At 56.4% G+C, this 26,399-nt stretch carries 21 protein-coding genes and 1 tRNA gene; 12 read left to right on the forward strand and 10 right to left on the reverse strand.

The features are described from left to right. Nucleotides 1–13 precede the first annotated feature (13 nt). The 6 genes from hemW to H7F20_RS04960 are packed head-to-tail and all read left to right on the forward strand — an operon-like array spanning nucleotide 14 to nucleotide 5,153. Nucleotides 14–1,147 carry a radical SAM family heme chaperone HemW gene (gene hemW / locus H7F20_RS04935; protein WP_185785003.1) on the forward strand — a complete coding sequence of 378 codons (1,134 nt, stop codon included), beginning with the start codon at nucleotides 14–16 and terminating at the stop codon, nucleotides 1,145–1,147. A 12-nt stretch (nucleotides 1,148–1,159) separates the two neighbouring features. Then, nucleotides 1,160–1,906, forward strand: coding sequence for a cyclase family protein (locus H7F20_RS04940; protein WP_185785004.1), 747 nt, complete (start codon nucleotides 1,160–1,162; stop codon nucleotides 1,904–1,906). A 15-nt stretch (nucleotides 1,907–1,921) separates the two neighbouring features. After that, entirely contained in the window at nucleotides 1,922–2,563 is a 642-nt protein-coding gene (locus tag H7F20_RS04945; protein ID WP_185785836.1) for a DUF4230 domain-containing protein, read from the forward strand. 28 nt (nucleotides 2,564–2,591) lie between these two features. Beyond that, nucleotides 2,592–3,008 carry a Dabb family protein gene (locus H7F20_RS04950; RefSeq protein ID WP_185785005.1) on the forward strand — a complete coding sequence of 139 codons (417 nt, stop codon included), beginning with the start codon at nucleotides 2,592–2,594 and terminating at the stop codon, nucleotides 3,006–3,008. Between the two features lie 13 nt (nucleotides 3,009–3,021). Then, nucleotides 3,022–3,381, forward strand: a complete 360-nt coding sequence (locus tag H7F20_RS04955; protein WP_185785006.1) for an MmcQ/YjbR family DNA-binding protein — start codon at nucleotides 3,022–3,024, stop codon at nucleotides 3,379–3,381. Continuing rightward, entirely contained in the window at nucleotides 3,363–5,153 is a 1,791-nt protein-coding gene (locus H7F20_RS04960; RefSeq protein WP_185785007.1) for a DNA mismatch repair protein MutS, read from the forward strand. Before H7F20_RS04955 ends, H7F20_RS04960 begins: the two co-directional genes overlap by 19 nt. A 15-nt stretch (nucleotides 5,154–5,168) precedes the next feature. Here the strand turns inward: H7F20_RS04960 and H7F20_RS04965 are convergent, their stop codons facing one another. The 4 genes from H7F20_RS04965 to H7F20_RS04980 all read right to left on the reverse strand — a co-directional run bounded on the left by H7F20_RS04965 (nucleotide 5,169) and on the right by H7F20_RS04980 (nucleotide 9,905). After that, a complete protein-coding gene (locus tag H7F20_RS04965) occupies nucleotides 5,169–6,269 on the reverse strand; it encodes a DUF4407 domain-containing protein (protein ID WP_185785008.1) in 1,101 nt (366 codons plus the stop codon). A gap of 235 nt (nucleotides 6,270–6,504) precedes the next feature. Continuing rightward, entirely contained in the window at nucleotides 6,505–8,007 is a 1,503-nt protein-coding gene (locus tag H7F20_RS04970) for a M56 family metallopeptidase (RefSeq protein WP_185785009.1), read from the reverse strand. A gap of 2 nt (nucleotides 8,008–8,009) precedes the next feature. Continuing rightward, nucleotides 8,010–8,375, reverse strand: coding sequence for a BlaI/MecI/CopY family transcriptional regulator (locus H7F20_RS04975; protein ID WP_185785010.1), 366 nt, complete (start codon nucleotides 8,373–8,375; stop codon nucleotides 8,010–8,012). A 135-nt stretch (nucleotides 8,376–8,510) separates the two neighbouring features. Next, nucleotides 8,511–9,905 (reverse strand): dipeptidase, encoded by a 1,395-nt coding sequence (locus tag H7F20_RS04980; RefSeq protein ID WP_185785011.1) that lies wholly within the window; start codon nucleotides 9,903–9,905, stop codon nucleotides 8,511–8,513. Between the two features lie 138 nt (nucleotides 9,906–10,043). On the opposite strand from H7F20_RS04980, the gene H7F20_RS04985 reads away from it, so the two are divergent. From H7F20_RS04985 to H7F20_RS05000, 4 genes are all read left to right on the forward strand, one after another. Further along, the gene (locus tag H7F20_RS04985; RefSeq protein ID WP_185785012.1) at nucleotides 10,044–14,411 is read left to right on the forward strand and encodes an ATP-binding protein; all 4,368 of its coding nucleotides are present in this window, start codon (nucleotides 10,044–10,046) and stop codon (nucleotides 14,409–14,411) included. Between the two features lie 36 nt (nucleotides 14,412–14,447). After that, nucleotides 14,448–14,825, forward strand: coding sequence for a response regulator transcription factor (locus H7F20_RS04990; protein ID WP_185785013.1), 378 nt, complete (start codon nucleotides 14,448–14,450; stop codon nucleotides 14,823–14,825). 10 nt (nucleotides 14,826–14,835) lie between these two features. Further along, nucleotides 14,836–16,521: an adenylate/guanylate cyclase domain-containing protein gene (locus tag H7F20_RS04995; protein ID WP_185785014.1), complete on the forward strand. Its 1,686-nt coding sequence runs from the start codon at nucleotides 14,836–14,838 to the stop codon at nucleotides 16,519–16,521. Nucleotides 16,522–16,627: 106 nt separating this feature from the next. Continuing rightward, nucleotides 16,628–16,709: transfer RNA gene (locus tag H7F20_RS05000), tRNA-Leu, on the forward strand. 98 nt (nucleotides 16,710–16,807) lie between these two features. On the opposite strand, the gene H7F20_RS05005 is transcribed toward H7F20_RS05000, so the two are convergent. Both H7F20_RS05005 and H7F20_RS05010 read right to left on the reverse strand, forming a co-directional pair. Beyond that, nucleotides 16,808–18,211, reverse strand: a complete 1,404-nt coding sequence (locus H7F20_RS05005; protein WP_255443988.1) for an FAD-binding oxidoreductase — start codon at nucleotides 18,209–18,211, stop codon at nucleotides 16,808–16,810. Nucleotides 18,212–18,244: 33 nt separating this feature from the next. Further along, the gene (locus H7F20_RS05010) at nucleotides 18,245–19,597 is read right to left on the reverse strand and encodes an adenylate/guanylate cyclase domain-containing protein (protein WP_185785016.1); all 1,353 of its coding nucleotides are present in this window, start codon (nucleotides 19,595–19,597) and stop codon (nucleotides 18,245–18,247) included. 352 nt (nucleotides 19,598–19,949) lie between these two features. Between H7F20_RS05010 and H7F20_RS05015 the strand changes: the two genes are divergently transcribed. Beyond that, nucleotides 19,950–21,749 carry a sensor histidine kinase gene (locus H7F20_RS05015; protein WP_185785017.1) on the forward strand — a complete coding sequence of 600 codons (1,800 nt, stop codon included), beginning with the start codon at nucleotides 19,950–19,952 and terminating at the stop codon, nucleotides 21,747–21,749. Nucleotides 21,750–21,769: 20 nt separating this feature from the next. After that, the gene (locus H7F20_RS05020) at nucleotides 21,770–22,414 is read left to right on the forward strand and encodes a response regulator transcription factor (RefSeq protein WP_185785018.1); all 645 of its coding nucleotides are present in this window, start codon (nucleotides 21,770–21,772) and stop codon (nucleotides 22,412–22,414) included. 95 nt (nucleotides 22,415–22,509) lie between these two features. On the opposite strand, the gene H7F20_RS05025 is transcribed toward H7F20_RS05020, so the two are convergent. The 4 genes from H7F20_RS05025 to H7F20_RS05040 all read right to left on the reverse strand — a co-directional run bounded on the left by H7F20_RS05025 (nucleotide 22,510) and on the right by H7F20_RS05040 (nucleotide 26,318). Continuing rightward, nucleotides 22,510–23,331 (reverse strand): alpha/beta fold hydrolase, encoded by an 822-nt coding sequence (locus H7F20_RS05025; protein WP_185785019.1) that lies wholly within the window; start codon nucleotides 23,329–23,331, stop codon nucleotides 22,510–22,512. 52 nt (nucleotides 23,332–23,383) lie between these two features. Further along, the gene (locus H7F20_RS05030; protein ID WP_185785020.1) at nucleotides 23,384–23,725 is read right to left on the reverse strand and encodes a hypothetical protein; all 342 of its coding nucleotides are present in this window, start codon (nucleotides 23,723–23,725) and stop codon (nucleotides 23,384–23,386) included. Then, nucleotides 23,709–24,533 (reverse strand): type II CAAX endopeptidase family protein, encoded by an 825-nt coding sequence (locus H7F20_RS05035; RefSeq protein ID WP_185785021.1) that lies wholly within the window; start codon nucleotides 24,531–24,533, stop codon nucleotides 23,709–23,711. Before H7F20_RS05035 ends, H7F20_RS05030 begins: the two co-directional genes overlap by 17 nt. 171 nt (nucleotides 24,534–24,704) lie before the next feature. Next, on the reverse strand, nucleotides 24,705–26,318 hold the full coding sequence (locus H7F20_RS05040; protein ID WP_185785022.1) for a nitrilase-related carbon-nitrogen hydrolase: 1,614 nt from the start codon (nucleotides 26,316–26,318) through the stop codon (nucleotides 24,705–24,707). Nucleotides 26,319–26,399: the final 81 nt, after the last annotated feature.

Raw genomic sequence — 26,399 nt, forward strand, 5'->3', positions numbered from 1 at the left:
ACAAAGCAAATCCATGGCCGGAATCTACCTCCATATCCCGTTCTGCAAACAGGCCTGCCATTACTGCGATTTCCATTTTTCCACCACCATCAGGCACAAGGAGCGGCTGCTGGAGGCCATGCTGGAGGAAATCCGGCAGCGGCGGGGAGAACTCGGGGGCGTGCCGGCAGATACCGTGTACTTCGGGGGGGGCACCCCGTCCCTGCTTTCCGGGGTGGAAATCGGGCGCCTCCTGGACCAGTTAGCCCAATCTTTCGGCCTGACCCGGGATGCCGAAATCACCCTGGAGGCCAACCCGGACGACCTGCCCGCAGACCGCATCCGGGACCTCGCATCCGGGCCGGTGAACCGCCTGAGCATCGGGATACAAAGCTTTCACGAGACAGAGCTCCGCTGGATGAACCGCGCCCATTCGGCCCGGGAATCGGAGGAATCCCTGAGTGAAGTGGCGGAACGGTTCGATAATTATTCCATTGACCTGATCTACGGGATCCCGGGGAGCACCCCCGCCCTTTGGCAGGAATCCCTGGAACGCGCCCTGGCTTACGAGCCGCCGCATATTTCGGCCTATGCGCTCACCGTGGAGCCCGCCACCGCTCTGGCGCGCTTTATCGAAAAAGGTGTTACCCCGGGGGTGGACGACGACCGGGCCCAGGCCGATTTCTCCCATTTGGTGCAGACGCTGGGGCGGGCGGGTTACGACCATTATGAGATCTCGAATTTTGGTAAACCCGGCTATTACTCCAGGAATAATACGGCCTACTGGCAGGGCAAGGTCTATGTCGGCATCGGGCCCTCCGCCCATTCCTTCGACGGGAAAAGCCGCCGCTGGAACGTGGCCAACAACCAGAAATACCAGCGCGCCCTGTCGGCAGGTGAAACTTATTACGAGGCGGAAACGCTCACGGTGCGCGACCGGTACAACGAAGCTGTCATGACCGGCCTGCGAACCCAATGGGGGGTGTCGGAAGAGCGGGTGCGGTCGGAATTCGGGCAGCGGTACGCGGAGTACCTGATGCAGCAGGCAGCCCCTTTTTTGGAGCGGGGGCTGCTGGAAAGCCGTTCGGGATGCCTGGTAGCCACCCAGGCCGGGAAATTTCTGGCCGATGGGATTGCCAGTGACTTATTTATGATTAATTTAAAATGATTTCCGAGACCCATGCATATCCGAATTGAAAAGAACGGTACCACCTACCGGGCCGACCTGGCCGCCCCCACGGACCTATCCATTGCGGTAAGCGCCAACGGGGTTTCCGCCTGGGGGTTGCCACCCGCCATCCTGGAGCCCCACCGCGAAGCGGGGTTTACCGGCAGTGTGGCCACAGGCGCCTCCGTCAATTTTTACGATATCTCCTTCAACCCCCATGCCCACGGCACGCATACGGAGTGTATGGGGCATATCACGGAAAGGCCCTATTCCGTCAATACGATCCCGCCGGCACCCTGGCTGGAGGCCCGCCTGGTCAGCCTGGAACCGGAAGCAGTGGAATCCGGCAGGCAGATTACCCTGGCGCAACTCCGGGAATCCCTGGGTACCCCGGATTGTGAAGCCGTGGTTATCCGGACCTTCCCGAACCCGCCTTCCAAGAGGGGGCGCACCTGGTCCGGTTCCCACCCCGCCAGCCTGGCTGCGGATGCGGCCGCCTGGCTGGCTGCGGAGGGCGTGGTACACCTGCTCATCGACCTGCCGTCGGTAGATCCGGAGGAAGACGGGGGCGCGCTGGCGGCGCATATGGCCTTTTGGGGACTGCCGGGCAACCCGCGGCCGGCAGCCACTATCACCGAACTCATTTTTGTGCCGGATACGCTTGCAGATGGCCCGTACATCCTGAACCTGCAGATGGCTGCCTTTGTGAACGACGCCTGCCCGAGCCGCCCCCTGTTGTTTAAACTGACCGAGGAATAACACCCGATGGAAGGAATCACCGCCCTATTTGAATTATTGCTGGGGCTCCTGCTGGGGGCCATGATGATGTACTGGATCTATGCGCTGTTCATCCGCAAACGGCGGCGGGACCAGACCACCCACCAATCGACCGTGCTCCTCGAAAAGATCCGGTCGGTCTGCAAGCTCATTTCGGTGGAAGGGGATTTTGCCGAGATTTACAGGTATGAGAACCGCAGGGGGCATTTCGGGAACCTCTTCAGCACCAAAAAGAAGGCGTTGATCGTGATCAATGCCAAGGCGCAGATCGGCTACGATTTCAAGAAGCTTGAAATCACCTCGGATACGCAGCGCAAGACGATTTACCTGAAACATTTCCCCCAGCCGGAAATACTGTCCATTGAACCGGAACTGGAGTTCTACGACATCCGCAATGGTATATTCAATGCCTTTACGCCGGAGGACATGACGGAGCTGAACCGGGAGGCCAGGGCGCATATCCGCGACAAAATCCCGGAAAGCGGTCTGATGGAATCGGCCCGGCACGAAGCCATTGAAGCCATCCTGCTGATGGAAAAACTGGTGGAAACCATCGGCTGGAAACTTAATTTTGAAGCCCTGGAACTCGAGGAGGAGCGCGTGGCCCTCCCCAAGGTACCCAGGGCCGGTAATGAATGACATATAAACGACTCTAAAAACAACCCTCATGAAAATCAGGACTTATTTATTCATCCTGGCAGCCGGCCTGCTATTTATGCCGGGCCAACTGGCTGCCCAACAATCATCTGATATGCAAAACTTTGACCCGGCCTTTGCCCATACGGTCTATTTCTGGCTGCACAACCCGGACAACACTTCGGACCGGCAGGCGTTTGAGGCCTCCCTCAAAAAATTCCTCTCCCTTTCGGGCTATGCGAAGACAAAATTCATCGGCACCCCGCCAAAAGCCAGCCGGGATGTGGTGGACGGCTCCTTTACCTACTCACTCATCGTGAGTTTTGAGTCGGCCGAGGCCCAGGCTGCCTACCAGGCGGAACAGCCCCACCTGGATTTTATATCCGAGTCCGAGCATTTGTGGAAGAAGGTAATCGTTTACGATTCCACCGGAATCCCCATGGATTAGATTTTCCGACGCCATGCATATCGAGGAGTTCCGGGACTGTTGCCTCGCCCGAAAAGGGGTTACTGAGGGGTTTCCCTTTGGGGAGGATGTCCTCGTTTTCAAGGTGATGGGCAAGATGTTTGCCCTGGTGAGCCTGGGGCGCAGGCCGTTGCAGGCCAACCTGAAAGCCGACCCGGAGCGTATCCCCGACCTGCGGGAGCAGTTTGACGGCCGCATCCTGCCCGGATACCACATGAACAAGGACCACTGGAACTCGGTGTTGCTGGAGCAGTTGCCCCGCGAATTGCTCCGGGAGTTGGTAGACCACTCCTACGAGTTGGTCGTGGCCTCCCTGCCCGCCAAAACCCGCCGCGAATGGGAAGCCCTCCCATGAGCGCGTCCCGACAGGGCTACCTGGAACGCCTGGACGGGCTGAAGCAACAGTACGACCGGCAACTCCGGCGCCTTCGCTGGCTCGCGCTGGTCCGGGTATTCACCTTCCTGGCCGCCGCTTCCTGCGGGTACATGGCTTTCACCCGGCATGGGGCCTTTGCGATAGGCTGCCTATTGCTCCTGGCGCTTTTTGCCTGGATGGTTGGCAGGTACGAGGACTGGAAATACACCCTGCGCAAATTGCGGGAACTCAGACGGCTCAACGAAACGGAAATCCGCGCCCTTGAACTGGAATTCAGTGACCTGCCGGATGGCGGCCGCTTCCGGGATGCCAGCCACGCCTTTAGCGAAGACCTCGAAATCTTCGGGCCCGGTTCCTTTTTCCAGTACATGAACCGGTGCGGCCTGGAGCCCGGGGAATCCCAGCTGGCAGCCTGGCTGACCGACAACGAACCAGGGGATGTGCCGGCAAAGCAGGAAGCCATACGCGAACTGGCACCCCAGGCAGGCTGGCGGCAGGATTTTTATGCAACCGGGAAGCTTTCGGGGCCGGAGATCCGGCTGGAGCCCATACTGGACTGGCTGGAGGGCTACCGGCACTTCACCCCTTCGTATTTCCGGTTTGTACCCTATGCGTTTGCCCTGCTATCCGTCCTGATCCTGGCGGGTTACTTTTCGGGTATGGTTACGGGCTGGGTCCTTGGGGGGATTTTCCTTTCCGGGCTTGGGATCTGTGGCCTGTACCTCGGGCGGGTGGGCCGGCTGGCTGCCGATGTGGCCCGGGTGCAATCGGTGTTTGAGCCCTGTTCCCGGCTGGTGGCGAAAATCGAGGCCCATGAATTCAAGGCCGGGTTGCTGCAGGAACTGAAACAGGGGCTGGCCGCGGAGGGAACCCCCGTTTCGGCCAGGCTGCGGGAATTTTCCCGGTACCTGGCAGCCCTGGACAACCGGAACAACCTGTTGGTGGCCTTGTTCGGCAATGGGTTCCTGCTCTGGGACCTGATGCAGTCCCGGAACATTGAAAACTGGATTGCGGAAAACGGCAGGGACGTGCGCTCCTGGTTCGAATGTATTTCCGCAATGGATGCCTGGTGCAGCCTGGGGAATTTTGCCTTTAACCACCCGGGATATGCCTATCCCCGATTAGCCACGGGCCAGGGCGTGATCCGGGCCCAGGCCCTGGCGCACCCGCTGCTGCAGGCCGCGGGTCGCGTAGCCAATGATTTTGCAATTGACTGGGGCAACTTCCATGTCATTACCGGGGCCAACATGGCCGGGAAGAGCACGTTCCTCAGGACACTGTCCCTGGCGATGGTCATGGCAAATTGCGGCCTGCCGGTTTGCGCGGCCGAATTCACCTATTCCCCCCTGCCCCTGGTCAGCAGCATGCGCACATCGGACTCCCTGGCCCGGAGCGAATCCTACTTTTTCGCCGAACTCAAACGCCTGCAGTTCCTGGTGGCCACCCTGGAAGAGCGTCCCTGTTTTGTGGTGCTGGATGAAATCCTCAAGGGGACCAACAGCACCGACAAGGCCCGGGGCTCCCGCTTGTTCCTGCAGCGGCTGGTGCGCAGCGGCGCCACGGGGGTCATCGCCACCCACGACCTGAGCCTGTGTGAGGTGGCAGATACGGAACCCCGGGTGGCCAACTGGCATTTCGACGCGGAGGTGCGGGGCGGGGAACTGTATTTCGACTACCGCCTCAAACCGGGCATCTGTACAGGCATGAATGCCTCCTTCCTGTTGCGGAAAATGGGTATCGTGGATGAATGAATGCCTCTGGTACTACTACAGGTGGCGGGATTGCAGTTCGTGGAATTTGTCGGCCTGCAGCCGCATGAGTTGCTGGGCCTTCTCCTTCTTGTAGGCGTACACCGCCTCCTCTTCCGCAATTTCCCCATAGATGCGCTCGTTGAGCACCCGGTCCGTATCGGCCAGCTTGAAGCGCTGGTCCACTTTCTGCTTTACCCAGGCGGCCACCGTGGTTTCCTCATCCTCCAGCTTCATGTCATAGGGGCCTTTGGGCGTCATCAGCTTGACCAGGATGGGGGCCGTCTCAATGGAGAGGAACAACAAAAAGATAAAAAAGGAAGGGAACCAGGGGAGTTCGCCCAGGGCATCGATGCGGGCCATCAGGCCATCGAAGCCGTCAATGACCGGTTGGGAATCGGTAACGGCCTGGCTGTACCCGGTTTCCAGCTGGGAAATCTCCTGTTCGATACCGGCTATCCGGGCGTTGTTGGCCTCTCGCAGGGCCACCAGTTCCGACAGGGATGCATCGTGTTTCTCGCGTTTTTCCGCGTACACCGGGCCCTTGCCGATGAGCAGCGTACCCTCGCGCCCCTCGGCCTCTGCGATATAGGTCTCATACAGGGCATCCGTAGCGGCTTCCTTGTCGGCGACCTCTTGTTTCAGCCCGGCGATTTCCGCTTGTTTTTCGGCGATCACCGGATCGTACTGCTGGGCGATCTGCTGCTGGTTGGCCAGGGTCATGTCGTTTTTCTGTTCCAGCAGGACCTGGTTGATTTCCTTTTCGAAGATCTTTAATTCAAGGGGTTTGGAAATGACCACGGCGATGATGACCGCCAGTGCAATCCGCGGACTTGCCTGCAGGAATTCCTTCCCGAAGCTGTCCCGCTTCCTCATGGTCGAAACAATGTAGCGGTCCAGGTTGAAGATCAGCAGGCCCCAGACCAGGCCAAAAAGCACTGCGGCCCAGACAGCGTCAAAGACCGTGTAAAGCGCATACCCGGCGGCCAGGAAGGCCATCAGTGCGGTAAAGAAAATAGTTGCGCCGATGCCGGCGTATTTGTTTTGTTCCCCCTGGGAGCAGGTACCGAGCAGTTCCCGGTCCGCCCCGGAGCAAATGATAAAGAAGCGGCGTATCATATCAGTGTTCTGGTTTTGGTATGTAGTTAACAACGCAACTCCGGGGATATTTGGTGCCCTTTTCCGGGAAGTTTAACAAAATGGGTTGACAAGTAGGGCCTGCAGGGCCGGAAAGTGGGCTACCGGCCGGGTTTGCCTGGAAGGATGCGGCCTGGCCCTAAAGCAGGCTGCAGGCCCTGGAAAGCAACCTGCACGCCCGTGAAAGGGATTTGTTTGATATGTACCTGCCTGCCACTTACTTCTCCATAAGCCGTACCTGGGGGGTATCTTCCGCCTCCCCCTGCACGTCGATCTGGTGGACCCTGCCCCGATTGTATAAATCCAGGGCTTCTTTGGCGCTTACAGGTTTGTCGTTGTAAAAGAAATCGGCCCCGCGGGAAGCCAGGTGTTTCAGGTGTACCCCGGGATCAGGTGGCGGAGGGGGAGGGGGTACGGCTTCCCCGACTGACCCGGGAGGGGGTGCAGGCGCTGGCGGATGAACCCGGGATACCTTTCCGGGGGAGGCAGGCTGAGCAGGTGGGGCAGGATGCCCCGCCGGTGCCGCATGGGATGCCGGATGTGCCCCCAGTGCCCCGGGAGCAGGGGGTGGAGGTGGCGGTGGCGGGAAATTCGGGAAGGGTTCGGTGTCTTCCCGTTGTTTGTCGCTCATCCTGGCGTAGATACGCTTCAGCAGTGCCACATCCTCCTTGCGGATTTCAATAGTGCCCCCTGCTTCTATCATTTGGTTGTACTTGCGCGCGAGCTTTTCGTACTGCCGCATTTCTTCCCGGGTGGCACCTTTCTGGGGCTGTTCGGGATAAGCCAGGGAGTACAGGTCGGCGTTGTCAATTGCTTCCCGGGGATGGAAGACCGGGCTGGTTTCGGCTGCCGGTGGGTTGGTGTAAACCGTCCGGCGATCGCTGAAACTGTAGAACAAGAGGGCGCTCAGCGGGATGAGCACCAGGCAGGTCAGCCATTTACGGCTGGCAGAGGTGGAATTCTTCATGATTTTGATTCGTTTTTTGATTGATGAATAATGGATGGCATGTGTCAATGCCGGCTGATTCGATGAATGGGTAAATGCCAGCAGGGCGTGCTGGTAGGCTTTTTCCGGGTAGCCCTGCCTGAGGACTTCCCGGTCGGCCAGGAATTCGTGGTTCAGGCGTATCGCATGGCGGTACAGCCAGAGGACCGGGTTGATCCAGATTACCAGCAACAGCACCTCCGCAAAGATCAGGTCCAGGCTGTGCCGTTGGCGGATATGGGCTTCTTCGTGGGCGAGGACACCTGACGGGATGGTTCCCTTCTGCCAGGCGGGCCCGTGGAGGTAGAGGTACCTGAAAAACGTATGGGGCGGTTCCTCCCGTTCCAGCAGGACTTTGGTATGCCCGTTCTCTGGGATTTGCTGGTTGTGACGGGTTTTTAGGATGAGCCGGTAAAGGTTCCGAAGGAAAAAGAAGCCAAAGAGGCCCACGCCCAGGGCATAGATACCCCATGAGGCCACGGTGGCAATCCCAAAGGCGCCTGAAGTCACCAGGTCCTGCCCGCCAGGGGAGCCGCCGGTCCAGGCCGACAGCCCGGGCGGTACCACCGATGCGGTAGTGACCAGGGGCACCAGCGGGATGCCCAGTCCGGCCAGCAGGGTGCCAACCAGGTAAAAGCGCTTGAACCCATGGTTGCTCTGCCGTTCCAGCAACAGGAGGTAGAACAGGTAGAAAACCAGCAGGCAGGCGGTGCTTTTGATCAGGTAGGGGACCATGGCTATTTCCGTTTGATTTCTTCTTCGATCAGGGCTTTCAATTCTTCGAGCTGTTCTTTGCTGAGGTCTGCCTCCCGGGTAAAAAAGGAAGCAAACTGCGCGGTGCTGTCATTGAAGAAATTGCTGATGAGTTTGTTGAAATGCCCGGCGAAATATGCCTTCTTTGTCACCGTGGGAAAGTACTCCCGGGACCGGCCATGGGTGTGGTAATCCACATATCCTTTTTCGGACATCCGCTTGAGCAACGTGGCAATGGTGGTAGGGGCGGGCCGGGGTTCGGGATGCGCTTCCACCAGGTCCTTGAGAAAAGCGCGTTTGCGTTCCCACAGCATATTCATCAGGGCTTCTTCGGTTCGGGAAAGTTTCATTTCTCAGGAATGTTTCTACAAACATAGAACACAATCTTCAATTCTACAAGTGTAGTAGAGTTAAAATTTTCCCAAGCGGCTGCTTCCCGGTTCCTGGTCGCTACGGAATACCCGTTGTAAGTTACCTCCCCGGAGTCACTTACCCGCGGAGAGTTCCGTAAAATATTTGTAGAAATAGGGGATGGTCTCGATGCCTTTCAGGTAATTCCACACCCCGAAGTGTTCGTTGGGGGAGTGGATGGCATCGCTGTCCAGCCCGAAGCCCATCAGGATGATCTTGCTTTTGAGTTCCCGCTCGAACAGGGCCAGGATGGGGATACTCCCGCCGCCCCGCTGGGGGACCGGCGTTTTCCCGAAGGTGGCCTCGAAAGCTTTGCTGGCGGCCTGGTACCCGATATGGTCGATCGGGGTCACATAAGGCTCGCCCCCGTGGTGCGGTTTGACCGAGACCCGGACCCCCGGGGGGGCGATCCGCTCGAAGTGCTCCCTGAACAACTGCATGATTTCCTGCCAGTCCTGGTGCGGGACCAGGCGCATGGAGATCTTGGCGTGGGCTTTTGACGGGATGACGGTCTTGGCCCCCTCGCCCGTATATCCCCCCCAGATACCGTTTACATCCAGGGTGGGCCGTATGGCATTCCGCTCGTTGGTCACATATCCCTTTTCCCCGTAAACTGCATCGATATCCAGGGCCTTTTTATAGGCTTCCAGGTCAAAAGGTGCCTCGGCCATCAGGTCGCGCTCCTTCCGGCTGAGTTCCTGCACCCGGTCGTAAAAACCGGGGATGGTAATATGGTTGTCCGCATCGTGGAGGGAGGCGATCATTTTAGCCAGCACATTGATCGGGTTGGCGACCGCCCCCCCGTACAGGCCGGAATGCAGGTCCCGGTTGGCCCCGGTAACGGTTACCTCTGCATAGCTGAGGCCCCGCAGGCCAGTGGTGATGGACGGGACGTCTTTGGCAATCATCCCCGTGTCGGATATCAGGATGATGTCGTTGGCGAGTTTTTCACGGTTCGCCTTGACGAATTCCCCCAGGCTCACACTCCCCACTTCTTCTTCCCCCTCGATCATGAATTTGACGTTGCACGGCAGCTCGTTCTCCCGGATCATGTATTCCACGGCCTTCACGTGCATGTAAAACTGCCCCTTGTCGTCACAGGCGCCCCGGGCAAAGATGGCGCCTTCCGGGTGGGTTTCGGTCTCCCGGATCACCGGTTCGAAGGGAGGGGAATCCCAGAGTTCCAGCGGGTCCGGCGGTTGTACGTCATAATGCCCGTATACCAGCACGGTGGGCAGCTGGGGGTCCAGGATTTTTTCACCGTAGACGATCGGGTACCCGCTGGTGTCGCATACCTCCACGTTTTCGCAGCCCGCATGCACCAAAGACTGGGCCACGGCCCCGGCGGTTTCCAACACATCCTGGGAAAATGCAGGGTCGGCGCTGACGGAAGGGAGTTGGAGAAGCTGGAGAAGTTCCTGCACAAGGCGGTCCCTGTGCTGTTCAATGTACGAACCGGGTGAGGGCATGAATTCTTTTTTGTCGAATCCCAAACATACGAAAAAGAAGTTTTTTAAATACCTGCCCAAAATGACCGTCATATGGGACTTTTTCGTATTTTTCTGCAGTCTCCCCCCTGAGCAACCTGCTTTAATAACTGACCAACCATGCCTAGAAACTCCTTTTCCAAGGGCGCATACCTCTGGTATTGCCTCGCTGCCCTATTGCTTTTTACCTTCCAGTTTGCCGCCGCCCAGGAGCAGATCGGGAGGCCGCTCATCAACAATTTCAACTATCAGGACTACCAGGGCGCTCCCATCAACTGGTGGGCCCTGGAGGACGATAATGGAATCTTGTACTTCGCTAATAACGTCCAGGTACTGCAGTACGACGGGGTTACCTGGAAAGGCATTGAAACGGAAGGGAATTCCCGCAGCCTTGCCCGCGGAGATGACGGTACGATTTACTCCGGTGGAATCGGAGATTTTGGATATCTGAAACCAAACGAGGTTGGGGAGCTGGATTATATTTCCTTAAAAGATAAAATTCCTGAAGAACACCAGGTATTTGAGGATGTATGGTTTATCCTATCCTATAAGGGTCGCATTCACTTTCGTACCGAGTATAAAATATTTATCTGGGACGGCGAGAAGATGGAGGTAGTGGTTTCAAAGGAAAGGATACATGTCAGCGCTGTGGTTCATGACACTTTTTATTCGCGGATATGGGACGTGGGTCTCTGCAAATTCACAGATGAAGGCACCTTTGAACTGGTGCCGGGGGGCGAGCTTTTTGCCAATGAACGAATCTATGTCATGCTGCCCTATGATGAGGAGCGCATGCTGGTCGGTACCCGAAACGAGGGTTTGTATATTTATGATGGGGAGACGTTTACCCCTTTTAAAACAGAGGTGGACCCCTATATCATTGGCAGGTTATACCTGCCGGGACTTGCCCTGGAAGATGGTCGTTTTTTGCTTAATACTTTTGGAGATGGGGCCTACCTGATTGACCACGACGGGAAACTGATCCAGAAATACACAACGGATAACGGACTGGAAGATGGAAGCGTGGACAATGTTTACCTCGATTCCCGGGGGGTACTCTGGTTGACATTGTTCAACGGGATTTCAAACATCAACCTGAATTCCAACTTTACCTCCCTAGATTCTAACATGGGACTGACAACAGCTGTCTTTGGGGTTATCCGCCACAACGGGGTTGTTTATCTCAGTCTGAACAACGGTATCGCCTATGTTGACGAAACCGATATGAGTATAAAAAAAATACCGGGAACATTTGAACAGGCAGGGAATTTCCTTCAGTTCCGGGACCGACTCTATGTTTCCACTAACGGGATGGGACTCATTGAGATTACTGGCACCACTTTTAAATATGTTCGCCAGGACGACAATTATGATTTCAGGGCTCGGTTTATCACCCAATCCGAATTAGATCCCAAGCGAATCTATGTCGATCACCAGAGCGGTTTACGGATCTTGTATTTTGATGAAGCCCGTGACCAATTCTTTGAGGAAACCTCCACAGATAAGTTTATTCCGGGGAGCGCTAATTTTATCGAAATGGAAGATGGGTCTTTCTGGCTGGATACCTCTGCCGATGGGGAGGTGGTGAAGGTTTCCCCGAATTTTGTAGACGGGAAAATGGATTTGGAATCTTCGGAGTTGAAATACTACAACACGGAAGATGGGCTGCCGGATGCCGCGATAGGAATGAATGAAGTCTTTGGCGAAATCATTGTGTTTTGCAGAAGCTTAGAGAAAACCTATGGGTATAATGCTGAGACAGACCGCTTTGAAGAACGCGATTTCTGGTTTGATAAATATCAGGTTTGGGATCGCGCAGGCACTGCTCCATTTGAAACAGAAGAAGGAAAACTCTGGTTTAATGTCGGTTCGGGGATCATGGTTGCCGAGAAATCGGCCGATGGGGAAATCACCGTCAATACTGATACTTTTAAAGAGCTTAAGAACTATCGGATCTTTACGGTTTACCCGGAAGCACCAGACGCCGATGGCAACGTAGTGGCCTGGTTTTCGACGCCTGGCGGAGTGATACGGTATGAAGGAAACCTCGATAAACCCACTTTCCCAGATTTTCATGTGAATATCCGCAACATCAGCATTGCCGGGGACTCCCTGGTCTATGCCGGGAATATCGCCTACCCGGAGGATCTGGAAGTGGATTACGACAAGAATTCGGTTACCATAGGATATGCAGCCCCCTTATTTATCGGCCAGAAAGACATGAAATACAGTACCCGGTTGGTAGGACTCGACGACGATTGGTCCGACTGGACTCTGCAGACATCCCGGGAGTATATCAACCTGCCCCCTGGGGGGTATACCTTCGAGGTACGCGCCCAGAACATTTACGGGGATATTACTGACGAGACGGTTCTGCCCTTTTCGATCAACTACCCTTGGTTCCGCACCTGGTGGGCCTATGCCCTTTACCTTTTCGGGTTCCTGGCCATCATCTGGTTTGCCGTGAAAACGCGGACGGGCATCCTGCTGAGCCAGCAGAAGGTGCTGGAGGACAAGGTGGAGGAACGCACCAAGGAGGTGCAGCAGCGCCTCAACGAACTGGCTACGGTGAATTCGGTGACCCAGGCATTGAACGACAAGCTGGAACTCAATGCGCTTATCCGGCTGGTGGGCGAAAAGATGAAGGACGTCTTCAATTCGGACATCACCTACCTGGCCATTCTGGACGAGGACACCCAGATAATCAATTTCGTCTACCAGGACGGGGACGAGATGCCGCCCATGCAACTGGGCGAAGGCCTGACCTCCCGGATCATCCAGAGCGGGGAGCCCCTGCTGATCAACCGGGATGTGGACATCATGGCCGAATACGACAAGCACGGCATCAAGCAGACAGGGAAGCAGGCGATTTCCTACCTGGGGGTACCGATCCCCGTGGAGGACAAGATCATCGGCGTGCTTAGCGTACAGAGCACCAAGCAGGCCAGCCGGTTTACGCAGGAAGACAAGAAACTCCTGTCTACCATTGCGATCAACGTGGGCGTGGCCCTGCACAACGCCGACCTGTTTGAACAGGCCAAGGAGGCCAAGGCCCGGGCCGAAGACGCCAACGAGGCCAAAAGCGCCTTCCTCTCCACGGTGAGCCACGAACTTCGTACCCCGCTGACCTCCGTGCTCGGCTTTGCCAAGATCATCCGCAAGCGCCTGGAGGAGAAAATTTTCCCCAACGTCAATGTGGACGACCAGAAAATCAAGCGCACCATGAAGCAGGTAAGCGAAAACCTGAACGTGGTGGTTTCCGAAGGGGAACGGCTGACCAGCCTGATCAACGACGTGCTGGACCTGGCCAAGATCGAATCCGGACGGATGGAGTGGAACATCAAGCCCATCTTTTTGCAGGATGTGATCAGCCGGGCCGTATCGGCCACATCCTCCCTCTTTGACCAGAAAAAGCTGCAGCTCAAAAAGCGGGTGCCCGAAGATCTGCCACTGGTGAGCGGGGACGAGGACAAGCTCATCCAGGTGGTGATCAACCTGCTTTCCAACGCGGTGAAGTTCACGCCCAAGGGCTCGGTTTCCATCGAGGCCTACCGGGAGAAGAACCAGCTGATCGTGGAAGTGCAGGATACCGGGGTCGGTATCGCCGAGGAAGACAAGAACAAGATATTCGAGAGGTTCCGCCAGGCAGGCGACACGCTTACGGACAAACCGCAGGGGACCGGCCTGGGCCTGCCCATCTGCCGGGAGATCATCGAACACCACGGGGGCATTATCTGGATGAAGTCCGAACCCGGTGTGGGGAGTACCTTCTACTTCTCCATCCCGCTGGTCGGGGAAGGGGGCGACCAGCCGATCCAGCTGGAGCGCATCCTGAAAAGCCTGAAAAAGCAGATCAAGCATTCCTCCCACAAGCTGGCCGACGAGTCGGCAACCATCCTGGTGGTGGACGACGATACGCCCATCCGGTCGCTCCTGAACCAGGAACTCTCCGATGCCGGCTACAACGTGAAGGAAGCCGCCAACGGCAAGGCGGCCCTGGATATGGTGCGCATCAGCAAACCGGACCTGATCATCCTGGACGTGATGATGCCGGAAATCAACGGGTTTGACGTGGCGGCCGTACTGAAGAACGACCCGGCCACCATGGACATCCCGATCATCATCCTCTCGATTGTACAGGACAAGGAACGGGGACTGCGCATCGGGGTGGACCGCTACCTGACCAAACCCATCGATACAGAGAAGCTATTCCACGAGGTGGACGAACTCCTGGAACAGGGGGTTTCCCATAAACGGGTCCTGGTGGTGGACGAGGATATTTCCACGGTCAAATCGCTGAGCGATGTGCTCACCGCCCGGGGCTACAAGGTGGTGGAGGCCAACCCGGACAGGCTCATGGAGACGGCCTCGGAGGTCAAACCGGACATCATCATGCTGAAATCCATCCGGAACGGGGATGAAAAAAGCCTGAGAGAACTGAAATTAAAAGAGGGAATGGAGAACGTCATGTTCTTTGTCTACCATTGAGAACCCTTCCCGAAACCTGCAATACCATACCAAAAAATGAGTAAAAAATTATTGATAGTCGACGACGAGGCGCATATCCGCATGCTGATTGAGCAGACCCTGGAGGACCTGGAGGACGAAGGGGTGGAAATGCTGTTTGCCGACAACGGGGAAAAGGCCCTCAGCATCATACAGGAGGAACGCCCCAACCTGGTGTTCCTGGATGTGATGATGCCCAAGATGAACGGGATGGAGGTGTGCCAGCGCGTCAAGAAGGAATTAAAACTCGAAGGCATCTACATTATCCTTCTCACGGCCAAGGGGCAGGAAGTTGACCGGCAGAAAGGCCTTGAAATGGGCGCAGACCGCTATATGACCAAACCCTTTGACCCGGACGAGATGTTCGAGATCGCCGAGGAAATCCTGATGAAATAAGTATTGCTGCATGAAGCTGTCCACTGCGTACAAAGCACTCAGGCAAATACTGAAACGGGATGCCGCTTCCCGCGGCCTCCTGAAGGACCTGTGCGAAAAACTGGAGGCTTCCTGCTGTTTTGAGGACCCGGAGGGCAACGTCCTTTGGGGGGAAACCGGGGAATTCCGGGAATCCGCAGCATTTGAACACGAAGGGGAGGTCCTGGGGACGTTCCGGTATTCCCAACCGCAGGCCCTGTCGGTATTTGAAACCCTGAGGGTACTTTTCCTGAAGGAATGGGAAAAAAAGAAGATCGGCAAGGAGGTCCTGGGGCTCTACCGGGAGATCAACATGATCTATGGCCTCAGCGAGATGATCTCCGAAAAGATCGATGCGGAGTCCATCGCACAGGTCACCCTGGAAGAGGCCTCCCAGATCATCGATGCCACCCACGGGCTCTTCCTCATGTACGACCCGGAGAAGGACGAGGTGGCCGAAGTGGCGAACTTCGGGGACAACCCCAGGCGCGACACCTTTATCCACGACCAGGAGACCATCCTGAAAGATATCATCCTCAAGGGGACCTCTGCCATAGTCCCGGCTTCCCGGGTGGCCGCCAACCCGGCCCTGCAGCACCTCAAGGCGGTGATGTACGCCCCTTTGAAGGTGAAGCACCGCACCCTGGGAATGGTGATGCTCGGCCATGAGGACAGTGTGGAATACACGGCTGCGGAACTCAAGTTGCTCACCACCATCACGCTGCAGTCCGCCACGGCCATCGAAAGTGCCCACCTCTACCAGAAAGGCCTGCAGGAGGTGCGGGAACGGGAGGAGGCCATCCGGAAGATCCACGATGCCAGCCAGAAATTCGTGCCCTCCGAGTTTATCCGCTCCCTGGGCAAGGACCGCATTACCGAGGTGTACCTGGGCGACCACGTGGAGCGGGAGGTGACCGTGGTCTTTGCGGATATCCGCGGGTTCACCACCATTTCGGAAACCCTGGACCCCCGGGATAATTTCCTCTTTGTCAATGGCTTCAACAACCGGATGGGACCCATTGTCCGCCGCAATGGCGGCTTTATCATGCAATACCTCGGGGACGGTTTTATGGCCCTTTTCCCGGACGGGGCCCAGGGTGCCCTGCGGGCTTCCGTGGAAATGCAGGAACTCCTTCGGGAGTACAACCTGGAGCGGAAACTCAAGGACCGGATGCCCGTTGAGGTGGGCGTGGGCATGCAGAACGGGAAGCTGATCATGGGCATTACCGGGGACGCCAAGCGGCTCGATGCTGCCATCATCTCGGATACAGTGAATACGGCTTCCCGGATCGAGGGGCTGTCCAAGCATTACGGCACCTCCATCCTCCTGACGGAAGAGTGCAGGAAGAGCCTCACCGACGCCGACCAGTTCGATTTCCGCTACCTGGGCCGGGTACAGCTCAAGGGAAAAAACAAACCCATTGACCTCTACGAATGCATCGACGGGGACGAACCCGGGTTGAAAAACCACAAACTCACCCACCTGGAACTCTTTGACCAGGCCATGGAGCAGTACTTCAACCGGGAGTTCGCCATGGCGGCGGTCACCTTCCAACAGGTTTACAAAATGGATGAAAGGGACCATCCTGCCAAGCTCTTCCTCAACCGCTCCGCCCACCTGATCACCCAGGAACTGGAGGAAAACTGGCAGGGGGTGGAAACCATGAGCACCAAATAGCAACTCCCCTGGGGTTGGACCAAAGTTGCCCGAAAAACTCCCGGCCAAATCGAAAATTGCGCTATATTTGCAGTCCTTTTGCGCGGAATCCACGTGACGGGGCAACGCAGGCGTGGTGGAATTGGTAGACACGCTAGACTTAGGATCTAGTGCCGCAAGGTGTGTGAGTTCGAGTCTCTCCGCCTGCACAGCAAGGCAAAGCCGACCTTTTGGGGTCGGCTTTTTCATTTGGCACCTTAATGGCTCCGATCATATTGAACCATTCCTGTACATCAGGTCAGTCGATTTATGCCTGGACTTTGGGTTTGATATTCTGGTTGACCCGGAAGAGGTTCCCCGGATCGTATTGCTGCTTGATCCGTGTCAGGCGTTCGTAGTTCTCCTTGTAGCTGGCCTTGATGCGTTCCTGTCCCTCGTCCATGATGAAGTTCAGGTAGGCGCCCCCCGAGGAATGCGGATGCAGGGCTTCTGAGTATTCCTTGCACCAATCCGTGATCTTACCGGCATTGGCGGGATCCGGGTCCACCCCCACAATCACCCCGGCGTATTTGGCATCCCGGTGTGCCCAGGGGGTGTCGGTCCTGCCAACCCGGGAGGCGGCCCCGCTGATCGGATACAGGTGCATCTGCGAAAGGGGCGTGGGGATTTTGGAGCCGTATTCCCGGTGCACCGCCCTGATTTCGGGTCCCAGTTCCTTGAAATAGTCTGCCCGCCAGTACCACTGCAGGCCGGGGGGCATCATGCCGTCGAACAGGGTCTGGATGGCGGGGTAGGGCATCTCGCCCACATGGCTGAAAACGGGGTCCATCTCCATGACGGGACGGAACACCTCTTCCTGCTTCCCGGGATCCCCCAGGTAGCACCAGACGATGCCGCAGAACATTTTATTGTGCAATTCCGCGGGGAAAGGAGGTCCCGGGATCACCATGGTCGCGATAAAGCCATTGAGTTCGTCCGGGGCATTATTGATGAAGCCGTGATACCATTCCATCACCTCTTCCACCCTTTCGATCGGCCAAAGGGTAGGCCCACCGATTACGTTCTTCACCGGGTGCGCCCGGAACTTGAAGGAAGTGACAATCCCGAAATTGCCCCCTCCCCCGCGGATGGCCCAGTACAGGTCCGGATGCTGCTTCTCATTTACGGTAACGAAGGATCCATCGGCCAGGACCATATCGGCTTCCAGCAAATTATCGATGGTCAGGCCGTACATCCTGGAAAGGTAGCCCACGCCTCCCCCCAGGGTCAGGCCGCCCACCCCGGTAGTGGAGATGATACCCGCCGGGACCGCCAGGCCAAACGGATGGGTGGCGTGGTCCACTTCCCCCCACAGGTTTCCGCCGCCAACCCGTACGGTGCGGTTTTCGGTATCCACGCGGACAAACTTGATGCCCGAAAGGTCGATGACCATTCCGTCTTCGCAGAGGCCCAGGCCGCCGCCATTATGGCCTCCCCCCCTCACGGCGACCAGGAGGTCGTGCTCCCTTCCGAAATTCACCGCGTACATCACGTCTGCGACGTCCACGCACATGACGAACATGCCCGGGCGCTTGTCGATCATCGCATTGTAAACCTTCCGGGTTTTGTTGTACTTCTCATTATCGGGGAATATCACTTCCCCCCTGATCCGGCTTGCAAAAGCATCCAGTACGGACGCCTCCAGATCCTTTACCTTAACTGGTGTTGACATGGTTGTTGACATGGTTGTTGAATTATTTGAATATTAATTGACAGGTTCTTTTTGCATTGGATGTGCCGGGGGATGTGCCTGGGACTTCATGGCGTCGATCACAAAATCGAGTGCCGTGTGCCACGCCTGGAGCGTTTGGGGCGTTTTGTTTTCGCCCAGGACTTCATCGATGGTTTCCAGCATTGCCTTTTTGATGATGGGGTAGTACGCCGCCTTAACCCCGTACTGCACGTGGTTCTGCCCCAGTCTGGCCAGTCCCCTTTTCAGGTGTTCCGGCCTGGACAGGGAATACACGATCCCCCCGAGCATATGGGTGAGCAACCTCCCCTGGTCCGTCATATTTTTCCGGAACAGCGCCCGGACAAACGGTGCCTCCGCAAATACTTTTTCGTAGAAGATCGCGGCAAACTGGTCTTCGTCTTCCAGCATGGTATTCATCGAAGCCTGCAGTTCCAGCTGCAGGTCCATGTTTTTGAACCCAAGCAGTTCATGCAGGTGTACTGGGTTGTCCTTCCCGGCCAGCTTGCTGTGGAAGCTCCGCCCGGTCAGGATGGTTTCCCGGTCGACGTTTTCCAGGATGGTTTCGGAAACCAGGATATTGGTCTGCGTGGCCTTGGTTTCATCCTGTATCCGGCTTGCGACGTTCACCGGATCGCCGATAACCGAAAACTGTTTGTGGGTGGGGTGCCCGAGATGGCCGATAAAGGCCGTGCCAAAATTGATGCCAATACCCGATTTGAGCTTTACTTGAATGTCCTTCAGGTCGGTGCGGTTCAGAGTGTCCAGGGCGTATTGCATGCCCAGGGCCGCCCGGATGGCATCCTCGCAATTCTTGCGTGCCGTACCCCCGGAGGTGCCAAACACCCCGATTATTTCGTCCCCCACATACTGATAGATCACGCCGTTGTTCATCAGGATGGGTTCCCCCAGGGCCGTGTAGAATTTGTTCAGCATGTAGGCAATATCAAAGTTCAGGTTGTGGGAGGAGAGGTTGGTGAAATTCCGGATGTCGCAGAAAATAATGGCAATGGGCCGTTCTTCTGCCCGCCCTTCGGGCGCCAGTTCCTTCTGCAGATTGTTCACCTCCCCGCTGGACCAGATCAGCCGCTGGATGGTTACGTCCCCTTTCGGGCGGGCCTGGCAGGCCAGCCGTATGGAGGGGTCCCATTTGCGGGCGTGGCAACTGGATTGTTCAAATGCGGTCTTGGGGCTCAGGTTCTGTATCCCGTCGAGCACCCGCACCCTGCAGGTGGTGCAAACGCCATTCCCCCCGCATTCGTGAAGGTGCGGGATGCCGTTCCCGATAGATATATCAAGGAGGGTCTGGCCGGTATTTTTAAAGGCCACCTGCCGGTTGATCGCTGTATAGGTTATCTGGTGTTCCATTTGAATTGGTATTAATAAGGTAGTAGGGAAAGGTGATTTGGGATAAGTCCAAGGTAGGTCATGTTCTTTACTTATTTTACACTCATTTCTGTGATTTTTGAAATTCACACAATGGGGGGAGCTTGTATCACTGAATTGTGTGATACTGATAATCATTCTTTTAGGTCTTGCGGGAAGACCGGAATTGGATAACTTTGATTGGGCGGGGTCACGGGTACAGGAAAAGGGCCGGAAACCGTACTATTCCCGGGGTTGACCCCCGGTTGCTAACACTATCGGCATGCTCTCAAAACGGCTGTGCATTCTTGTATTTCTAACCGGCGTCCATTTCGCAAGCGGTCAAATAAGCGAAGTGGATAGTTTGCAGGTGGTCGTGCGTTCCATCCCCGATGATTCCCTGAAATGCGAAACCTATCTCCGGATTGCGTATTTGCTCTATGAGGGAGATGAAGCCGAACGCTTTGCCGGGAGTGCGCTGGAACTGGCACGCCGGTTTAACAGCCCCGGGCTTATCGGCAAGTCCTTCCACCGGCTGGCCTGGTGTCTGGGCCTGGATGAAATGGATCGGAAAACCGCTTATCTGGATAGTGCCGCGTTCTATTTTACCCGGATCAACGACCTGTACGGCCTGGGGAACGTAGCGGACACCCGGGGATCCATCCTCCTGGATTACGGTGCGGTTGAAGAGTCGCGCATCGCTTATGAAAAGGCCTACGGATTCTTTTCCCGGATCCCGGACGAAGAACGAAAGGCAGGTATTTTAAATAATTGGGCTATAGCCGAATACACCATGGGTAATACCGAAGAGGCGCTAAGGAAGTTCCAAAAGGCCCTGGCATACCGGTTAACCGAAAAACCCATTGCCCATGTGGATATCGCCCGGCTCTACCAGGGGATGGGGGAGTGCCACCGGTTAAACGGGGACCTGCAGGCGGCCGTTTCCAACTACCTCAAAGGGTATGAACACCGGAAGGAAGCCTCGGATGTCGGGGTTGTGGAATCCATGATGAGCATGGCTTCGATGCTGTATGCGGCCGCAGAAAAGGACCTGGATACGACGGCCCTGTCCGATTCGCTGCGGGCACACGGTTTCAGGAATTCCGACGACCTGATCGTACAGGCCGAACAGACCCCCGGGCTTGCTGACCGGATTGGTCTGCAGAACTACATCCTGGACGTCAGGCGGCAATTCTATCTGTTGAACAGGGACTATGAGGCGGCCTATCAGCTGTTACTGCGGCAGAAGCAAATGGAAGAAGACTATAAATTGAGCGAAAGCAGCCTGCAGGCCTATGCGGACATGAAGGTAAACTTTGAAAAGGACCAGCTGAAGATCCAGTTGCTGGAAGAAGAAGTTTCGAACCAGAAAAGCAGGAGGCGGGCGAACATTTTAATGGTTTCCCTGGGGGGGTTGTTCCTGGTTTCCCTAGTGGGCTTCCTCTATTACAAAAACCGGGTGAAATCAGGGCAGATTGAGCTCCATGAGGCGCACCGGGAGCAACAGATCATCTCCATGCGCTCCATGTTGGAAGGGCAGGAAAATGAACGCACCCGTATTGCCAGGGACCTGCACGACGGCCTGGGAAACCTCCTCTCGAGCCTGAAGGTGAACATCGGCAGTCTGCAGATCAATTTTGACGACACGAATGCCGAGAAGATCTACGGCACGGCCAGCCGGATGATCGATGAGGCGTGTACCGAAGTGCGCAAGATCGCCCACGAAATGATGCCTCAGTCGCTGAAAAAACTCGGGCTGCGGAAAGCCCTGGAGGACCTGGTTTTGAAAATGGATGTCATCCACGGCTTTGAAGCCAAATTCCAGGTGCAGGGGACGGAAAAAATCTTCGACGACACCACCAATGTCATGTTGTTCCGGATCGTGCAGGAGGCCCTGAACAACATCGTCAAGTATGCCCGGGCGAAAGAGGTCTCCGTCCAGCTCACCTATAGCGAGGATTGGTTTGACCTGACCATTGAGGATGACGGCGTGGGTTTTGACACGGATGCCCTGGAGAACGAGCGGGGGATGGGCCTCAAAAGCATGGCCTTCAGGGCCGAATTCATCGGGGGGACCCTGGACCTGAACAGCCGCCCCGGCGTGGGTACGCTGGTTACGATCAACATCCCCCTGGACGAAATCAATCAAGTCTAGTGCATTAAATCAGATAACGCATGGAGAAGATAAAAGTACTGCTGGCAGACGATCATCAGATCATGTTGGATGGGTTGAAGGCCATCCTCACCAGGGACCGGTCCCTGGACATTGTGGGAACGGCCCGGAACGGGCTAGAGGTGCTGGAGTTCCTTAAAAGGGAACCTGTGGATGTGCTCCTGCTGGACCTGCAGATGCCTGTCATGGATGGGCTGGAAACAGCCATGCACGCCAAAAAATCCTACCCGGACCTGAAGATCATCATGCTTACCACCAATGACGAAGGCAGCATCATTACTTCGTTGTTCAAGGTGGGCGCCACCGGCTACCTGCTGAAAAACGCATCCAAGGAATATCTGATACAGGGGATCAGGGATGCCTATGAGGGCAAAAAAGTCCTGAGTTCGCACCTGACCGAAAAGATGATCGAAAGCCTTTCCGATGACGGGGGTAAGGCCAAGGACGGGGCCGTCCCGATGATCACCAAGCGTGAAATCGAGGTCGTGAAGCTGATCGCCCAGGAGTACACCACCCAGGAAATTGCGGATAAGCTGTTCGTAAGCACCAATACGGTTGCCACCCACAAGCGAAACCTGTTTGTAAAAATGGATGTTAAGAATTCCGTGGGGATGGTAAAAAAAGCGGTGGACTGGGGGTTGATCTGATGCCTTCTGCTTTTACATGCCGGAAGTTCCATCTGCCATCCATCCCTGGTACGCGCGGGCAGAAGCCTCGGCGTCCGTTCCCGCAACAGCTGCTCTTACCTGCCTGACAGGAACCCGGTGACCGCAACCGCGAAATCTTCCTGCTTATACGTATTGTTGTGGTCCCCCGGGACAAGGATCAACTGGCTGATGGGCAGGGCCCGTTGCAGCTCCTCCGGGCTGCCGTTGTCCCGGTCCCGGTCCCCGCATATGACCAGGGTCTCCGTATGGATGCCTTTTAATGCTGTCAGGGTCGTTACGGGCTGGTGGTCCTGCAGATGACCGAGGATCTTCAGGTTGGCGCCGATGGATTTGGCGTAGTCGATGGCACCCCGGGTCAGATCATCCGGTTCCCTGCGCCCTGAAAAAGCATCGGCAAAGGCGACCCTGCGGTCCCAGTCCGGGTTGGTGAAGTCCGCTCCCATGCCCCCCAGGACTGCTTTGGAGATCCGGGTTTCCCTCGTGAGTAGCTTTGCCAGCACGATCGACCCGCGCGAATAGCCGACAGCCATAAAAGTGTCCAGCCCGAGGTGGTCGGCCAGGGCCACCAGGTCCTTTATCTCGGCATCGTCCTTATAAGCCTCTTCCGCTTCCGGCCTGTCCGATTTTCCATTCCCCCTGAGGTCCGGGATGATCACCCGGAAACCCTGTTCCAGCAGGGATTTCTTTAAGGCGGTTTGCTCCCAGTGCCCGCCATTCATAATAAACCCGTGGATCAGAAGTACTGCCGGGCCTGTTCCTTCATCCGAATAGGCGATCCGGGTAGCGTCAAAAGAGTTGAACCAGTTGTACGGGGAAGCGTTTTCCTGGGCGCCCAGTAGTTGCATGCCCCCCAAGGAGAAAATAAGAATGAGCAGTGCTTTATGAACGTGTTTCATGATAAATGGGTTTCATGGCGATGATTTGCATGTTCCAGCCCTGGAAGCAGGATTATTGCAGAAAGCTGCGATAGCATACGATGACCACCGCGACAACGAAGATCGAGGTGAAGATCAGCTTATTGTGCTTTGCCAGCCAGTTGGGCAGGAAGATATCGAAATTATCCTTTTGCGAATCCGAATATTTCCGGGCGATCAGGGTGAGGGGGCAGAACATCCTGAAGATCAGCAGGGTCACCCCCTCCCCGATAACCAGGGCGATACCCACCCAGGTATAGGGGGTCACCCGGTCGGCAACCCCGGAATACAGCACATAGCCTATGACTGCCACAAAAAATGCCCAGATGAGCGTGTGAATGATTTTGATAGTTAAAAGTTTACCTGCCGGATCCATAACAGTTTTCTCTTTGGCGGTCAATTCCCGCCAAATTTCCGGGTTTAAAATACAGGATCGCCAGGATACCCCAAAGGGTGATCAGGAATCCCATATAATTTGCAATATTCTGATCCGCATAGTCGGCGGTGAAGGCGATATCGATGGTGGCGTGGAAAACGGCACAGACCAGGATGCTTCCGCGTGAAGCATTGAACAACCAGGTCAGCAACACACTTCCCGTGAGCAGGCTGAATAACCACCCGATGATGCCGCCAATGTCCATGGAGGTGTACCCGGGCCTGTAAAAAAAGAGCGGCCAGTGCCACAGGGCCCAAAAAAATGTCAGGATAAGGGTCGAGGTAAGGGCATTGAATTTTGCCTGAATCCTCGGCAGGGCAAAACCACGCCATCCGGCTTCTTCGCCAAAACCGAAAAATACCAGGTTGTAAACAAAAAATGCGGGCAGGCCAAAGTCGGGAAATTCCCTGTAAGTGAGGAGGCCCGAAAGTTCAAAGGGGGTCCCGTTGGCCAGTGAATTGATGGCTGTGGCAAGGACTGCGAGTACAAACGGACTGAGCAGTGCAATGGCCAGGTACACCACGGGCCTTACCTGGAAACAACTTCTGAGCAGTTGCCTGATCCCGGATTGTTTTTTCCAAATCCAGGTGGTCAGGAAGGAGGCAATCAACGGGCCGAGCCCTCCAAGCCCATGATGAAAGGGCAATACGGGCAGATCAGCCAGCCCTAAAACAGGACCGTAAAGGGGTAGCCAGATCAGCCAGCTAATCAGGCAGGCCAGGGAGAAGTATGTTGCAAGCTGCTTCAACGGCTCCTGTTTTGGACACGCACTTTTGCCTTTTCCGCATTTCAAGCCCGGGTGCATGACCCGGGCGGGGAGTGCCGGCAGGCCCCTGTTTAAAATTAGTGAAATTTCCTGCACCGGCACCCGCCATACCGCAGGGACCCCGGCAATGTGCGGGATTTTACCGGCCCCGCTTCAGAGGGCCGGTTCTGCCGATCTCCGGTTGTGGCCGAGCAATACTTTTACCAGTGCCTCGATCAGGATAAAAGCCACGAAGACCATGGCGGCATAGGGCAGGACGTCCCCGATGCGGTTATATAGGGTCGGTACCCCATGGGTGGGGACTTCCACCAGCAGGGTCTTTTCTTCCGGGCCAAAGAAATCCGAGCTGCCCAGCAGGTTGCCATAGGGGTCTGTGGCAATGGAAGTCGCCCGGGAAACCGGCCGGAAGACCGAGGCGCCATTCTCGATGCCCCGAAGGCTGGCCATATGGGGATGGTATGGGTCAATGGCCTTCCAGTCCCCGGAGGGAATGATCAGGATGTCCGTCCCGGCCTGCCCGGCCTGCTGCATGAACAGGGGGAAATCGGCGTCATAACAGATGACAGGGGAGAGTTTCCCATAGGGGCTTTCGATGACGGGAATGATGTCGTCCGACCCGTAGTCCTGTTCTGCAAAAGGCACCGGGTTGCTTTTCAGGTATACATTGGCGACGGTACCCTCCGGGGTGAGGGTGACCGTTTTGTTGACGAGCAACAGCCGGTCCGGGTCGTAAGGCCCCGGGTTGATCACCCCGAGGGACATGAACAGGTAAATCCCTTTTTCCCGGGCCAGCGCTTTCCCGCGCTCCACCACCTCGCTTTCCTCCGGGGCGAGAATCAAACCGATGGCCTCAGACCAGACGACGATCCGGGCCCCGCGCCCTGCCAGGTCCGAGGTGCGGGCAAAGAGCTCGTCGAGGTTCCCCTGCATCACCGCGCGGGACCCCTTGAATGCTTCGGCATACGGGTCCTCGATAAATGACGGAAGCGCACGGCTGACCTCCCGGAGTTCGGGTGCGGTCTGGGAAGCCCCGGCAGGAATGGAGATGGATTTTCCAAAGGCCTCCTCATAAAGGGTTTCCCCAAAATTCGAATTATTGAGGGTAACGCCCCCCATCGATACAGTCTCGGGGTGTTCGGCGGGCGGGAGGTATATGCGGGCGATTCCAAAGCCCAGCACCGCCAGGTAAACCGAACCGGCTAAGAGAACCCCGTTGCGGATCTGCGGCCATTGCCACCTGCGGTCGGCCATCCAGTTCAGCAGGGAGGCGAACCAGCCGATCAGGAAAGAGATGCCCCAAATGCCGAATACCGAGGCAATCTGCCGGATGGGCTGAAAGCCGTACTGAGTATTGGCGATGGATCCCCAGACATCCCCGCTCGCCAGTACATTGAGGTATTCCAGGCTCACCAGGGCCGCAGGAAAGACCAGCGTGCCCAACAGGCCTTTCTCCCGGGCCCGGACCAGGCGGTCGACGAGATAGGGCAGGAGCGCCTTGGCAGATAGGATGAGCAGGATGATCAGGAGGAAGGGCATTGGGGCCGGGATGACCTGATCCGCACCCACCAGGCCGGAGAGGAATAACGCGAGAAAGCCGAATACGATGGCCTTCCAGGTAGTTACATTCCTGGTGAAATAGAGCATGGCAGCCAGGCCCAACCAGGGGGCGATGCCTACCGTCCACCGGGCAGAGCCTAGAATAAGCAGGAGGACCCCGGCAACCAGGATCCACCAGGGATTTGACAGTTTTGTTTTGAACGTTTCCATGATATGATGAATTTTCACCAAAGGAAACCCATTAAACCGGGGGTGTCGACCGGATGCGTGAAGTCGAACGGATTTGATGCG

It is taken from the genome of Robiginitalea sp. SC105, from assembly GCF_014243345.1.
Classification (GTDB): Bacteria; Bacteroidota; Bacteroidia; order Flavobacteriales; family Flavobacteriaceae; genus Robiginitalea.